We start from the raw sequence: 13,867 nt of genomic DNA on the forward strand, positions 1-13,867 counted from the left end.
AAAATGAATACAGCAGAAACATTCAATGAATTAAGCTTCAGCGTTTACGGTAAGCAGGTGCATTATCAGTTAAGTCCAGAAAAACTGGTTAGTCAAACATTAGAACGCCAACAGGGTAGTTTAAGCAGCAGTGGCGCGCTGTGTGTGGATACTGGTACTTTTACGGGCCGCTCTCCGAAGGATAAATTTACGGTAATTGACGATACCACTCGGGATACTGTAGATTGGGGCGATGTTAACAGACCTATTTCTGAAGCACATTTTCATGGCCTGTACAGCAAAATACGGGCATATTTGGCCGAGAGGGAAGTATGGGTTAGGGATGCTTATGCGTGTGCCGACACGAGACATCATTTAAGCATCAGAATTGTGAACGAAACACCATGGGCAAATTTATTTTGTTATAACCTGTTTTTAAGGCCTGATGAAAAAAATGTCATTGCCGGTGAAACAGAATGGCTCATTTTGCAGGTGCCTGGTTTCGAGGCCGATCCAGAAGTGGATGGTACGAGGGCGAAGAACTTCACGGTAGTAAATTTTACAAGCAAAATCATTCTCATTGGCGGAACAGCCTATACAGGAGAAATGAAAAAAGGAATCTTCAGCGTGTTAAACTATATTTTACCTGAAGAAAAAGGTGTGTTAAGTATGCATTGCTCTGCGAATGAAGGCATTAATGGCGATGTTTCGTTGTTTTTTGGTTTGTCGGGTACAGGAAAGACAACTTTAAGTGCAGATGCCAGCCGTTTGCTGATCGGTGATGACGAACATGGTTGGTCTGATGAGGGAATTTTCAATTTCGAGGGAGGATGTTATGCGAAGGCCATTGATCTGAATCCTGAAAAAGAACCTGAAATTTTCGGCGCTATTAAACCTGGTGCGCTTTTGGAAAACCTCGTGGTTAATCCTGCTACCGGAGCGGTCGATTTTTCAGATACAACCAAAACAGAAAATACAAGATTGGCCTACCCGATTGATTTTATCCACAATGCCAAAAAGGTATCTACAGGCAGCACACCAAAAAACATTTTCTTTTTAACCTGCGATGCTTTTGGGATTTTACCTCCCATCAGCAAGCTGGATAAAGGGCAGGCCATGTACCACTTTATATCGGGTTATACGGCCAAGGTTGCAGGAACAGAAATGGGTGTTTCTGCTCCTCAATCTACTTTCTCTGCATGTTTCGGACGTGTTTTTCTTCCATTGCACCCGCTTAGATATGCCGAACTGCTGGGCGCGAAACTTGATGCGCATCCGGAGATAAATGTTTGGTTGGTAAATACAGGATGGATTGGTGGTGCTTATGGAAAGGGAAATAGAATCAGCCTGAAATATACCAGGGCACTTATTGCTGCAGCTATGGGCGGGCATCTTGAAAATGTTCCGTTCGCTCATCATCCCGTTTTCAGGTTTGCCGTGCCGCAATACTGCCCGGGGGTACCTGCAGAAATTCTAAATCCGAGGTCACTTTGGGACGATGTAGACGAATATGATCAAAAAGCTGCCGAGTTAGCGCTCTTGTTTGAAGATCATTTTTCTGATTACGCAGCATTGGCAAGCACCGTAATAAAGGATGCAGCACCATCATTTGTGTAGAAATATTGTTATATTGAAGATCATCCGCAAAAATTTGACGCTGATAAAGAAAATAAACCCGTTTATTGATAAGCTGAACAAGTATTTGAGCTTACAGATTTTTGCTGCCATTTTATTGGGCGCAATGGTTGGGGTATACTTTCCTGGTTTTGCAGTGAAGTTGCAGTGGGTGGCCAGATCATTCGTTTCCGTTATTGAGCCCTTTGTACCGCCGGTAATTTTTCTCAGCATAGTGAGTGTGTTCGGAAGTTTAGAAAATCTTAAACTGGCCGGAAGAATTACCGCTAAAGCCATTATTTACTTTGTTGTGGTAAGTACACTGGCCATTGTTTTTGGTATTTGCAGTGCATTGATCATTCGCCCTGGGAGAATAGACAGGAGTTTAGTTGAATCCATGCCCTCTGCCAGATTAATTTCTGCCGATTATGAGGGCTGGCTTAAGGTGGTGATGCAGAATAGCATGTTGTTGTTATTTGTGCTGGCAGTTGCCATTGGTATTTTTATCAACCGTTTGGCAAAGCACGATCAGGTAGTAAAGGTATTCGAACAAATGAAATCGGTTTTGCTCAGGTTATTGAGATTTATTTTTTTACTGGCTCCAATTGTTACCTTCTGTGGTATTGCCTATACAGTTGGCCGCTTTGGTTTGGATAGGCTGGTACCAATAGGAAAAATGCTTGCCGGAACTTATATCACAATGTTCCTGTTTGTTGCTATTGTACTTGGCTCTTTTTTGGCAGGTTTAAAAGTGAATCTTTTTACGTTTTTAGGTTCGATAAAAAATGAGCTGCTTTATGCACTGGGAACTTCTTCTTCAAGTTCTGTGATCCCCCTGCTTCTGGAAAAACTGGAAAAGCTTGGCCTGAAGAGGCCTGTGGTGATGTTGGTTACTGCGACGGGAAATTCGCTAAATTTAAATGGAACCAGCATTTACCTGGGGATGGCAGTAATGTTTCTGGCCCAGCTTTACAATGTAAGTTTTTCATTTGCCGAAATTTGTGGAATGGTGGTGGTCATTTTACTTACTTCTAAGGGTGCATCGGGGATTCCCGGAACAGGGTTTTTAGCTTTGGTAACCACTGTGGGCAGCATTCATAAAATCCCGGTTGAGGGGTTAGCCATATTGCTGAGTATCGATCGGTTTATGAGCGAAGCACGGGCAATAACCAATACAATAGGGCACGCCGTTGCCGCATTAGTTATTTCAAGGAGCGAGTCATAGCGCTCCGTAAATAAATTTAGAAATTAAAATTATGAAAAAATCAATTTCATACCTACTGATCATTTTAGTAGGCATTGGTATAGGATGCAAGAATAAAGAGGTGGATGAGCAGACGGATGTTGTGCTGGTGGGGGCTGGAATAATGAGCGCCACATTGGGCTCAATGATGAAGACACTCAATCCACAACTTAAAATTAATATTTATGAGCGGCTGGATCTTGTTGCTGCTGAAAGTTCTGACGCATGGAATAATGCCGGAACAGGGCACTCTGCCTTCTGTGAACTGAATTACACACCACAGCGTCCGGATGGCACCATAGAATTTAACAAAGCTGTATCCATTAATGAGCAGTTCGAAATTTCCAAGCAATTTTGGGCTTACATGGTAAATAAGGGGAAACTCCCTGAACCTAAATCGTTCATCAACAATGTGCCGCACATGAGTTTCGTATGGGGGAATAAAAATGTAGAATACCTTAAAAAACGTTATGATGTTTTAAGTAAGCAATTGCTATTTAAAGGCATGCAATATTCTGAAAATTTTGATACACTTTCTAAATGGATGCCTTTGGTGATGACAGGAAGAAACAGAAAACAGAAGGTTGCCGCAACTTATATGGCCATTGGGACAGATGTTAACTTCGGAAGTTTAACAAGAGGCTTAGTGGCCTCTTTGAAAAAAGAAAAGGGTGTAAAGGTAGCACTGAACCATGAAGTGAGAAATCTGAAACACCTGGAAGATGGTACATGGCTGGTTACCGTACGGGATAACAAAACAGAAAAGGAGCGAAACATAAAAGCTAAATTTGTATTCATCGGCGCCGGAGGCGGAGCGTTGCGGTTATTGCAGAAATCGAAAATCCCGGAAGGAAAAGGTTTCGGTGGTTTTCCGGTAAGTGGCGAATGGATGGTATGCAATAATCAGGATATTATAGCCAGGCACATCACCAAAGTTTATGGTAAAGCCGGAGTCGGTGCACCGCCAATGTCTGTTCCGCATCTGGATACAAGAATTATCAATGGTAGAAAAGCTTTGCTCTTTGGTCCTTATGCAGGTTTTTCTTCTAAATTTTTAAAACAAGGTTCTTATCTCGATTTAACCCGTTCAATCACATTAAAAAACATTTGGCCAATGATGTCTGCCGGAGCGGATAATATTCCGTTGACTAAATATTTAATTAGTCAGGTTAGCCAATCAAATGCAGCACGTTTAAATGCCCTGAAAGAATATTTTCCTGAGGCGAAGGCCTCAGATTGGAAACTTGAAACTGCAGGACAACGCGTGCAGATTATCAAAAAAGATAAAAAAGGAGGAGGAGTGCTTCAGTTTGGCACAGAGGTGGTAAGTGCAAAAGATGGAAGTTTAGCCGCTCTGTTGGGTGCTTCACCAGGTGCATCAACATCGGTTGATATCATGATCACAGTATTAAAAAAATGTTTCCCAAAAGAAATGGCTACACCAGAATGGCAATCGAAAATGAAGGAGATGATCCCATCATATCAGAAGAAACTTTCAAACGATAAGGCTTTGGCAAATGCCATCAGAAAGGCAAATAGCACTTCGCTTGGTCTCAAATATTTCACAGTCGACTAAAACACAAGTGTAAATAGAGAAATGTCTCGTCCCAGAGTTACTTGTCGTTTTAGGACATCTTGACGGAAGATGGAGGAATATTCAATTATGCGGATTCCTGAATTTATCTCACAGCGGATTTTTTCTTTACATCCTCACTTAACCGACCCCAAGGTTTCCTACCCGAAATTTTTGTCTTGTCTTTGATTTTTGTTGCCATCCTTTTGTTTTTAATGAGAAGTTATAGAGCAGGAAGAGACACGATAGACTTGTCCCAGAAACTATTAATTCATTATTAGCTAGGGGAATATTCCCAAATATGATTATTGCAGTAGAAAGAGATCAGCTTTTATTTTTATTTTTGCTTATGAAAATCCCCGATTTTACATCATCTATCGACCCCGCAAATATTACTGCCCTATCAGACACTATTCAGAATGGTGCAGATTCTTTTCATATACTGGACCTCAGCATAACTGGTAATCCGATTTTTTCATTTGAATATAGCAGGAAGAAATTTTACACAGCTACATTATTACAAGGTGACTATCGGCTTGAGTTTGAAGATAGGAACATTGATATTTCGGACAACTCCTTACTGTTCACCACCACCAAAATTCCTTTTGGGGTTCACGAGGCCGGTTTAGGGTACTCAGGGATTAGCTGCGTCTTCAAGGAGGAGTTTATCACCAAAGCTAACAGCGGTTATCGTCTACTTGAATTTCCAATCTATAAACCAGGCAGACAAAATATCTATTCCCTTACAGAGGAGCAGACGAAACTCTTTATTGAGGTCTACAATAAAATGTTTGATGAATCACAGACCGATAATCCTTTTAAAGAAAATCTGCTACGCACCTATTTACTTGAGATTATTTTCAATGCACAAAAGCTCGCGCCGTTTAGCTCCTTCGTAAAAACGAATAATACCACCGAGGTTATCGCCTGTTCCTTTATAAGATTGTTAGAATCGCAGTTTCCCATAGAATCTCCTCAGGATACAATCAAATTTAAAACTGCGAAAGATTTCGCAGACAGCCTGTCACTACATCCCAATTATTTGAACCGCCAGGTAAAATTGTCTAAAGGAAGAACCGTAAGTGAGATCATCGCGGCAAGGCTTGTTCAAGAGGCCAAGATTTTATTAAAATTAACCAACTGGAACATTGCGGAGATTTCTTTTGCACTCGCTTTCGAAGAGCCATCACATTTCAATCTATTCTTTAAAAAGCATGCCAGCATTTCGCCTACAGATTACCGAAAATTACAAAAGGAATAGTTGCTCCTGGATGTTGGTGCAAGAAAGTTTGATTTTAGTAAGGATCGGTGTTATTTGCGCTAACATCGGCCATGCCATCCACGCTACCTTTGTATTGGAATTAAACAATTTGCAAAATGACAAAGATAGCATTAGTGACCGGAGCCAATAAAGGCATTGGTTTTGAAACAGCAAAACAACTAGCAGCTCACAATATTAAAGTTTTATTAGGGGCAAGAAATGAAACCGAAGGTAAAAAAGCGGAAGCAGCCTTAAGGGATTTATCATTAGACGTTACTTTTGTACAACTGGACATCAGTAACTCGACTGATATTGATAACGTTAGAAAATACATTGAAAGCGAATATGGTGTGTTGGACATTCTAATCAACAATGCAGCCGTATTTTTAGACGGCGCGTGGTTCGGAAATAACACGGAAACCGTACCCACACAAACCCTGCGTGATACTTTTGATATCAATTATTTCGGTACAGTAGAGCTGACCCAGGCATTATTGCCCGCAATCAAAAAAAGTGAGGCGGGGCGTATTGTAAACATTAGCAGCCTTTCTGGTTCCTTTGGTGTTCATTTAGATAAAGAACATTGGTTATACGCTTTAAAACCTTACGCTTATAGTGCGTCAAAAACGGCCTTGAACCAGTTCACAGTTTTTCTGGCTAATGCCCTTGCCGCTTCCAAGATTAAAGTGAATGCAGTTAGTCCAGGTTGGGTGAAAACATCCATCGGTTCAGACCAGGCACCCTTAACTACGGAAGAAGGTGCTAAGTCAGGTGTTGCCATGGCATTACTTGATGAGAATGGTCCAACAGGAACTTTTTCCCAATCAGGCGAATTTGTACCATGGTAAATACCAACCCTGTAATTTTAAACGCGGAATGTGCAACTGACTGTATCAGATTATTTGTTTTAAACTATAATCGCTCCCTTTCTTTGGAACGCTGTAATCACGAACCCAATCAATACAGCATTGGTAAAGGGCCGTAAGACCCCATCGCTCACCCAACCAGGGTCCTGCATACCTCCCAGTAAATTGAACCTCGCTGAGGGGACAAAGAGGTATTATCTTTGCCTAACTACTCAAGTGACTGGGAGGTGTCACCCTCGCAATATCAAAATTAAGTTGTTCTGCCACGATTTAATTCTTTTATGCTGTACCGCCAACCATTTTTTATACAACTAATCAAAGCCAGTCCTTTGGTGGCTTTGTTGATGCTTTTCTTATCTCCAAATAATGTAATGCCAAGGTAGATTATGTCTCTTATTGAAACTGCTTCAATGTTTGCTTGATATTCCCCGTAAGTACGAGCCTGTTGTGCAAAAGAAGTAAAAGATAACTAAAATGAAAGACAAGAAAGTTTGGTTGGTCACTGGTCATCTTATACCACCAGCTCTGAATTTTTGGTGAGAAAACACAACAATTCTTTAATATTTTGAGTAAGGCGATTTCAGCTAACATTGTATGGCTTTGTCAAGGAAATTGCTAAATTGCCATTTCAAATAGTGAAATGGCAGGCTATAAATCATATACTGATCAAGAACTGATTTCATCGCTGAAAAGCGGTGATGAACTTGCTTTTGAAAATCTGTACCTGCGCTACTGGGAAAAGATGTTTTATTTTGCCATTCAGAAAACCGGGGACATCATGGATGCAGAGAATGTAGTACAGGATGTTTTTATTTCTTTGTGGAACAGAAGATCTTCCCTTAATATCACCTCAGAACTTTCTCACTACCTGATAGTATCTGTAAAATACCGGATCATTAAATTGTTTGAAAAACAACGAAACCAGCGTTTGCATGAAGAGCAGAGTTTGGCAGCCTATGATATTTTAGACGATTCTACTCAGCAATATCTCAATTTTGAAGAACTTCGTAGCAGACTTGAAGAATTTATCTGTAAACTGCCGGAGAAAAGTGCGGTCATTTACAGAATGAGCAGACAGGAAGATGTTAGCCATAAAGAAATCGCCCTCAAATTAGGTATCTCGGAGGATGCGGTAAATTCAGACCTTAAAAGGACTAAAAAGAAGCTGGCTGTTAATCTTAAATCATTTCTTCATACCGTTTTATTGTGATTTAATTTTCTGTATATCACTTAATTATACTTTTTTATCATTTTTATCTGTCACATTTTGACAGTTTCCCTTTTCAGCAGGTACTTGTCTATATAAGACCTATCGGAAATGATTGAAAAAAGTAAAATAAGATTACAGGAATTGTCTCATAGGTGGTTGAAAGGCACGCTTACCAAAGCAGAACAGCAGGAATTCGACGAATGGTTCAATGAGCAGAATCAGATTCCGATAGAGATGCCATCTGATATTGCTGAAAACCGTGAAGAGCATGAGCAGGCAATATTAAATCGCATTAAACATGCGACAGGTATTGCCAGGCAACCTAAAGTGGTTTCTTTATGGCCGCGTATTGCGATTACTGCCGCTGTTGCGTCCATCATTTTTGGAGCCGGACTATTTTACTTCAACAGTGATACCAAAAACACGACCCATCAGATTGCTGACTACAATGACGTCAAACCAGGTGTGCAAGGCGCTACGTTGACACTGGCCGACGGGAAGAAGATATCGATAAATGATGCGGTGGCTGGAAACATAGCTTTGCAGTCTGGCGTGAAAATTTCAAAAAACACAAACGGGCAAATCATTTATGAAGTTACAGATCAGAATTCCGAGAACTCGGATTACAATACGCTAACTACGTCGCGGGGAGAACAAACACAGGTACGTTTGCCTGATGGCTCTTTGGTTTTTTTAAATTCTGCATCCTCCCTAAAATACCCAACTAGTTTTGTCAGAGCGAAATTCAGGCGAGTTATCCTAACAGGTGAAGGATATTTTGAAATTTCAAAAGATAAGGTACATCCTTTTTTGGTCCAGAGCAATGGGCAGGAAGTAGAAGTATTGGGAACGCATTTTAATATCAACGCATACAAAGATGAAAAGGCGGTGAGAACTACATTGCTGGAAGGTGCGGTAAAGATTACACCAATGCCGGGCAACAAAACAAAAAGTTCAATTCTCAAACCCGGTCAGCAAAGTGCACTGGATGAAAACGGAATTCAGGTTACTGAAGTTGATCTGGAAGAAGCCATGGCCTGGCAAAAAGGCTATTTCAGTTTTTATGATGAAGACATCTCTGCTGTTATGCGAAAAGTATCGCGATGGTACAACATAGAAGTGGAATATCAAGGTCAATTGCCGGATGTTGGATTCAATGCGCGTATCGACAAATACAGCGACATAAAAGAGGTGTTAAAAATATTACAAAAATCAAAAGCCGTTCACTTTAAACTAGAAGGGAGGAAAGTTATCGTCAGCAAATAATTACGCAATGGCTAAAACGCCAAATCCCGAGTGGAATCGGGATCTGGTGGTCTAATTGGCTATAAGTCAATAAAAATATATCAACTAACCGCAGTCAGCCTAGTGTTTTCGAGGCAATAGCTTACTGCTAAACCAAACTAACTACTAATGTATAAAAAAAATACTAACAAACGGGGTGTGCCCAAGGCATACCTGCGTCAAATTCTATTGATTATGAGGCTAACCAGTATCGTCTTGATCATGGCTATTATGCAGGTAAGCGCATCCACCTTCGCGCAGCGCATCACCCTGTCCGAAAAAAACGCCACACTAAGAAAGGTCTTCGACCGCATTTCCGATCAAAGCGGATACAACTTCATTTTCACCAGCGATTTGCTAAAAGGCACAAAACCTGTATGGATCAACGTGAAAGACACAGAACTGGCTCAGGTGCTGGACAAGATTTTTGCCAATCAGCCCTTGTCCTTTTCAATTGAAGATAAAACCGTAGTAATAAAAGCAAAAGAAAAAAGTTTATTAGAAAATATTATTGCCAAGTTTCAAGCGATTATTGTCAGGGGTAAGGTCTTAGACGAAAACGGTCAACCCCTAGTTGGCGCTAATGTATTCATTAAAGGTACGAATAGATCGGTAAGGACGGATCAAAACGGAAATTTTTCAATCGACGATCTTCCAGATAACTCTGTGATCGTAATTTCTTATGTAGGTTATAAGGTTAAAGAAGTTAGGGCTTCTTCAGATTTTATGACTATTAAACTGGAGCCAGATGAACAGAATCTACAGGGTGTAATAATCAATAAGGGGTATTATTCTACCTCCGAAAAATTAAATACAGGTTCTGCTGTTCAGATTTCGGCAAATCAATTACAGAGGCAACCTCTTGGAAATCCTTTGCAGATGTTACAAGGATTAGTCCCGGGCATGCAAATCAAACAAACATCTGGCATGCCGGGATCGGCCACAACGGTATTCATCAGGGGTAGAAATTCTATCAACTCCGGACTTATCCCACTTTATGTTATAGATGGAATTCCGTTTAATGGCGTTCCAGTGGATCAACAGGTAGGTTCAGGAGCAACAACTTTGGGAGGGCAACCGAATGGTTTTACCGATCCGTTAAGTAATATCAATACTAATGACATCGAAAGCATTACAGTACTCAAGGATGCTGATGCTACAGCAATTTACGGGTCAAGAGGAGCCAATGGAGTAGTCCTGATCACAACCAAACGCGGTGCAAAAGGAAAAGCAACATTCGATGTAAATTACAACAGCGGTCTGTCAGAGGTGGTAAATCAAAGAAAGCTACTTTCATCAAGCGAATACCTGGATCTTCGTAGAAGAGCATTTGCCAATGATAACAGAACGCCAACTGTAGCTCTTGCCCCAGACCTTATGCTTTGGGATCAAAATGCCAATACCAACTATCAAAATATGCTTATTGGCAATACAGCCAAACAAAACGAAGTGAGTACCTCTTTATCTATGGGGAATGAGCGCTCATCTCTTCTCCTCAGTACGAACTATAGGCACGAAACATCCATTCTTTTTGGGAATGGCAAATATCAAAAAGGTGGTTTCAATATCCGTGCTACACAAACTTCGGCCGATAATCGACTTAAACTGGATCTTGGCACTTCACTCGGATTGACCTCCAATAATATGCTCGGTAGTGATTTTGCTTCGGCTGCGATAAATATTCCTGCTAACTATCCGCTTTATGACGGCACCGGCAAACTCTATTGGGTTACCAACTTCAGCAATCCCATTGCTACTAGTAACCAATCGGTGTTAAATAAGGGAAGCAACCTGCTTGTCAGTGGGAATCTTTCGTATAAAGTGAGCGACCATTTAACAGCCAGAGTAAATTTGGGCTACAACAACATATCGCAGGAATTAAAGGCAAAAGCCCCTGCAAGCACCCAGAATCCACTATTTTCTACTCCTGTATCTTCAGGTATCTATTCCGAAACAGAGGGTAAAGTTTACATCGCAGAACCTCAATTAGATTATCAGACAAAGATTTGGAAAGGAATATTGAAAGCAACATTGGGAGGAGCGTGGCAGCAGAGCAAAAACAATCAGCCTTATTTTATAAATGCGAACACCTTTGCTTCGGAAAGTTTGATGGACAGTTACACAAATGCCGCAAACTTTACAACTGTGAGAAGCCTCAATTCTGAATACCGCTATGTTTCTGGCTTTGGTATTTTAAACTACAACTTGTTGGATAAGTATGTTGTTAATGTTGTATTTCGTAGAGATGGGTCTTCGCGTTTTGGACCCGGGAATAAATATGGGAATTTCGGTTCAATGGGATGGGCATGGAATTTCGCAGATGAAAAATTCATCCAAAATCTAAACCTGTTTAGCTACGGAAAACTTCGTGGCAGTTATGGTGTGACAGGGAATGACCAGTTCGAGAATTACAGCTTTATGGATACTTATACGTCAACAACTTCCAGTTATGGCGGTAACCCTGGATTTTATCCTACTCGCCTCGCTAATCAAGATTTCAAGTGGGAGGCCAACCGCAAAATGGAAGTGGGACTCGAATTGGGCTTTCTGAAAGACAGAATACGTTTTACCTCGTCTTTTTACAGAAACCGTTCAGACAATATGGTTGTCCGTAATGCTCCTCTTCCGGCACAAACAGGGTTTAGCACCTACATTACCAATCTGGATGCGCTTATACAAAACCAAGGGGTTGAGTTTGATCTGAATGCGACTCCAATAAAATCGCCTGGTTTCACATGGGATGTTTCCTTTAATTTGTCCATTTCAAGAAATAAGCTTTTAAGCCTTCCCGACGAATTATTTACCCTTTATGGGAATACCTATGCGGTTGGATCAAGTTTAAATTCATACGTTGTATATCAAAATACCGGATTTGTAGATGGTGTAGCTCAATTTCAGGATAGAAATGGCAACGGCGCTGTAACAAGTGGTTTGACCAATGATAGCTACGTTGCCGGAACAAGAGATCCTCAGTTTTATGGGGGATTGGCTTCTGCAATCTCTTACAAAGGTCTGAGGTTAGATATTTTGGTTAATTTTACTAAGCAAACAGGTGTAAATCAGATTGCATTTCCTGGGTTGCTTGGTAGTCAACTAGATGATTTGATGGACACGCAATTTAAACCCAGTTCTTTAACCAGCTCAGCAGCCTATAGCTCTTACGTCAATTATGCCGGATCGGACGCGGTTTTGACTGATGCATCTTTCATCAGGCTACGTAATGTTTCGCTAAGCTATAATTTGCCAGAGAAATGGTTGGGTGCCATTAGAAGCAAAAGGGCGCAGATCTACCTGCGGGGGCAGAACATTTATACAATAACTGGCTACAAGGGGCTTGATCCTGAAACCCAAGGTTCGGTACTTCCTCCCCTAAAAATGTTTGTGGCTGGCTTACAATTTACATTCTAAGTAAACATCATGAAAAAGAAGACTCAAAATATAAAAAACATTGCATCAACAATGTTACTCGCACTATTGATGATAGGTTTAAATAGCTGTGAAAAATTAATTGAAGTGGGTGTGCCGGTCAATCAACTTACTAGCAGTAACGTATATACCGACTCGGTAACTGCTCAAGCGACTGTAAACGGCATGTACTCTGTTATGTATAATACAACAGGTGGTGGTACTGTTACCGCTTCCACTTTCGGAACTTTCGTCATCAACTGTCCTGCAAGATCTGCTGACGAATCTTATTTTCCAGACTCGCCTGATGACTTTGAGAGCAATTCGCTAAATCCGACAAACATCAATAGCAATTCAATTTGGGTTAGTAGCTACCTCAGCGTGTATCACGCCAATAAAATTATAGTAGGAATGGAAAACAGCGATTTGTCTGCCACGCTTAAAAGACAGCTGATAGGTGAAGCCAAGTTCATAAGGGCATATTGCTACTATACCTTGGTCAATTTTTTTGGTGATGTACCATTAGTCACAAAAACAGATGTGCAAACGAATATATCCATGCCGCGTACGCCATCTGATCAGGTTTATGCACTCATCATTCAAGACTTAAAGGATGCACAATCTTCGCTTGCACGAGACTACAGCTGGTCAGCAGGGCTTAGAACCAGGGCAAACTATTGGTCGGCTACAGCCATGTTGGCAAGGGTATACCTTTACCAGAAAGAATATGCTTTGGCGGAAACGGAGTCAAGTAAAGTAATTGCAAATGCTACACTTTTCACCATGCCAACACTTTCCACAACATTTTTGAAAGCCAGTACCGAGACCATCTGGGCGTTCAATACCAACCAGTTTGGTTACCCATTTATTACAAGGGCGTTTTTAACGGGTTCAACCGGCGAACCGGGCCAGCCAGTTACCGCACAATTGGTAGCTGCTTTTGAACGGGATTTGGCCAGGCCTGAATATGAAGATGACCGGTTTACCGCCTGGTTGCGAAGGTCGCCAGGGGGGCGCTATTACTCGGTAAAATATCAGTCTAGTACGGCAGGCGCCAATACCGAGTTTGCTGTGGTGCTGCGTTTAGCCGAACAATATTTGATCAGGGCAGAAGCCAGGATACAACAAGATAAGCTTACTGATGGAATAAGTGATCTTAATGTAGTTCGAACTCGTGCCGGGCTTCGTGGAACACCATCTACAGGTAAGGCAAACCTATTATTGGCTGTAGAGCATGAACGCCAAGTGGAGTTTAACATGGAGTTTGGACATCGGTGGTTTGACTTGAAGCGAACTGGAAGGGCGACAGCCGTACTTGGTCCGATCAAAGGCCAAAATTGGCAATTAACCGACCAATTGTATCCCATTCCAACGGTACAAATAACTAGTAACACCAACCTGACTCAAAACCCTGGTTATTAATATATCTTCG

The 13,867-nt window shown here is 41.2% G+C and carries 9 protein-coding genes and 1 pseudogene; 9 read left to right on the forward strand and 1 reads right to left on the reverse strand.

Going from position 1 to position 13,867, the window contains the following annotated elements:
• The first annotated feature begins 3 nt into the window (after nucleotides 1-3).
• The 5 genes from pckA to AC1RJ8_RS16825 all read left to right on the forward strand — a co-directional run bounded on the left by pckA (nucleotide 4) and on the right by AC1RJ8_RS16825 (nucleotide 6,518).
• Nucleotides 4-1,596, forward strand: a complete 1,593-nt coding sequence (gene pckA / locus AC1RJ8_RS16805) for a phosphoenolpyruvate carboxykinase (ATP) (protein WP_492954997.1) — start codon at nucleotides 4-6, stop codon at nucleotides 1,594-1,596.
• Between the two features lie 34 nt (nucleotides 1,597-1,630).
• Nucleotides 1,631-2,818, forward strand: coding sequence for a cation:dicarboxylate symporter family transporter (locus AC1RJ8_RS16810; RefSeq protein WP_492954998.1), 1,188 nt, complete (start codon nucleotides 1,631-1,633; stop codon nucleotides 2,816-2,818).
• 31 nt (nucleotides 2,819-2,849) lie between these two features.
• Nucleotides 2,850-4,412: a malate:quinone oxidoreductase gene (locus tag AC1RJ8_RS16815; protein ID WP_492954999.1), complete on the forward strand. Its 1,563-nt coding sequence runs from the start codon at nucleotides 2,850-2,852 to the stop codon at nucleotides 4,410-4,412.
• 298 nt (nucleotides 4,413-4,710) lie between these two features.
• Nucleotides 4,711-5,670 carry an AraC family transcriptional regulator gene (locus tag AC1RJ8_RS16820; protein WP_492955000.1) on the forward strand — a complete coding sequence of 320 codons (960 nt, stop codon included), beginning with the start codon at nucleotides 4,711-4,713 and terminating at the stop codon, nucleotides 5,668-5,670.
• A 116-nt stretch (nucleotides 5,671-5,786) separates the two neighbouring features.
• Nucleotides 5,787-6,518, forward strand: coding sequence for an SDR family oxidoreductase (locus tag AC1RJ8_RS16825; protein ID WP_492955001.1), 732 nt, complete (start codon nucleotides 5,787-5,789; stop codon nucleotides 6,516-6,518).
• A 268-nt stretch (nucleotides 6,519-6,786) separates the two neighbouring features.
• On the opposite strand, the pseudogene AC1RJ8_RS16830 reads toward AC1RJ8_RS16825, so the two are convergent.
• Nucleotides 6,787-6,990, reverse strand: a pseudogene (locus AC1RJ8_RS16830) (DUF2000 family protein); the annotation flags it as partial.
• 186 nt (nucleotides 6,991-7,176) lie between these two features.
• Between AC1RJ8_RS16830 and AC1RJ8_RS16835 the strand changes: the two are divergent.
• The 4 genes from AC1RJ8_RS16835 to AC1RJ8_RS16850 all read left to right on the forward strand — a co-directional run bounded on the left by AC1RJ8_RS16835 (nucleotide 7,177) and on the right by AC1RJ8_RS16850 (nucleotide 13,857).
• Nucleotides 7,177-7,746, forward strand: a complete 570-nt coding sequence (locus AC1RJ8_RS16835) for an RNA polymerase sigma factor (RefSeq protein ID WP_492955002.1) — start codon at nucleotides 7,177-7,179, stop codon at nucleotides 7,744-7,746.
• A gap of 108 nt (nucleotides 7,747-7,854) precedes the next feature.
• Nucleotides 7,855-9,012 carry a FecR family protein gene (locus tag AC1RJ8_RS16840; RefSeq protein WP_492955003.1) on the forward strand — a complete coding sequence of 386 codons (1,158 nt, stop codon included), beginning with the start codon at nucleotides 7,855-7,857 and terminating at the stop codon, nucleotides 9,010-9,012.
• 147 nt (nucleotides 9,013-9,159) lie between these two features.
• Nucleotides 9,160-12,438, forward strand: coding sequence for a SusC/RagA family TonB-linked outer membrane protein (locus AC1RJ8_RS16845; protein ID WP_492955004.1), 3,279 nt, complete (start codon nucleotides 9,160-9,162; stop codon nucleotides 12,436-12,438).
• Between the two features lie 9 nt (nucleotides 12,439-12,447).
• Nucleotides 12,448-13,857: a RagB/SusD family nutrient uptake outer membrane protein gene (locus tag AC1RJ8_RS16850; RefSeq protein ID WP_492955005.1), complete on the forward strand. Its 1,410-nt coding sequence runs from the start codon at nucleotides 12,448-12,450 to the stop codon at nucleotides 13,855-13,857.
• The last annotated feature ends 10 nt before the right edge of the window (nucleotides 13,858-13,867 follow it).

The organism is Pedobacter sp. GW822-FHT03F06 (assembly GCF_058801365.1).

What these genes read in the sequence shown, in the direction of transcription:
- AC1RJ8_RS16835 (WP_492955002.1), top strand. Translation starts at nt 7,177, where the DNA reads ATGGCAGGCTATAAATCATATACTGATCAAGAACTGATTTCATCGCTG.
- AC1RJ8_RS16850 (WP_492955005.1), top strand. Translation starts at nt 12,448, where the DNA reads ATGAAAAAGAAGACTCAAAATATAAAAAACATTGCATCAACAATGTTA.
- AC1RJ8_RS16820 (WP_492955000.1), top strand. Translation starts at nt 4,711, where the DNA reads ATGATTATTGCAGTAGAAAGAGATCAGCTTTTATTTTTATTTTTGCTT.
- AC1RJ8_RS16815 (WP_492954999.1), top strand. Translation starts at nt 2,850, where the DNA reads ATGAAAAAATCAATTTCATACCTACTGATCATTTTAGTAGGCATTGGT.
- AC1RJ8_RS16825 (WP_492955001.1), top strand. Translation starts at nt 5,787, where the DNA reads ATGACAAAGATAGCATTAGTGACCGGAGCCAATAAAGGCATTGGTTTT.
- AC1RJ8_RS16840 (WP_492955003.1), top strand. Translation starts at nt 7,855, where the DNA reads ATGATTGAAAAAAGTAAAATAAGATTACAGGAATTGTCTCATAGGTGG.
- AC1RJ8_RS16845 (WP_492955004.1), top strand. Translation starts at nt 9,160, where the DNA reads ATGTATAAAAAAAATACTAACAAACGGGGTGTGCCCAAGGCATACCTG.
- pckA (WP_492954997.1), top strand. Translation starts at nt 4, where the DNA reads ATGAATACAGCAGAAACATTCAATGAATTAAGCTTCAGCGTTTACGGT.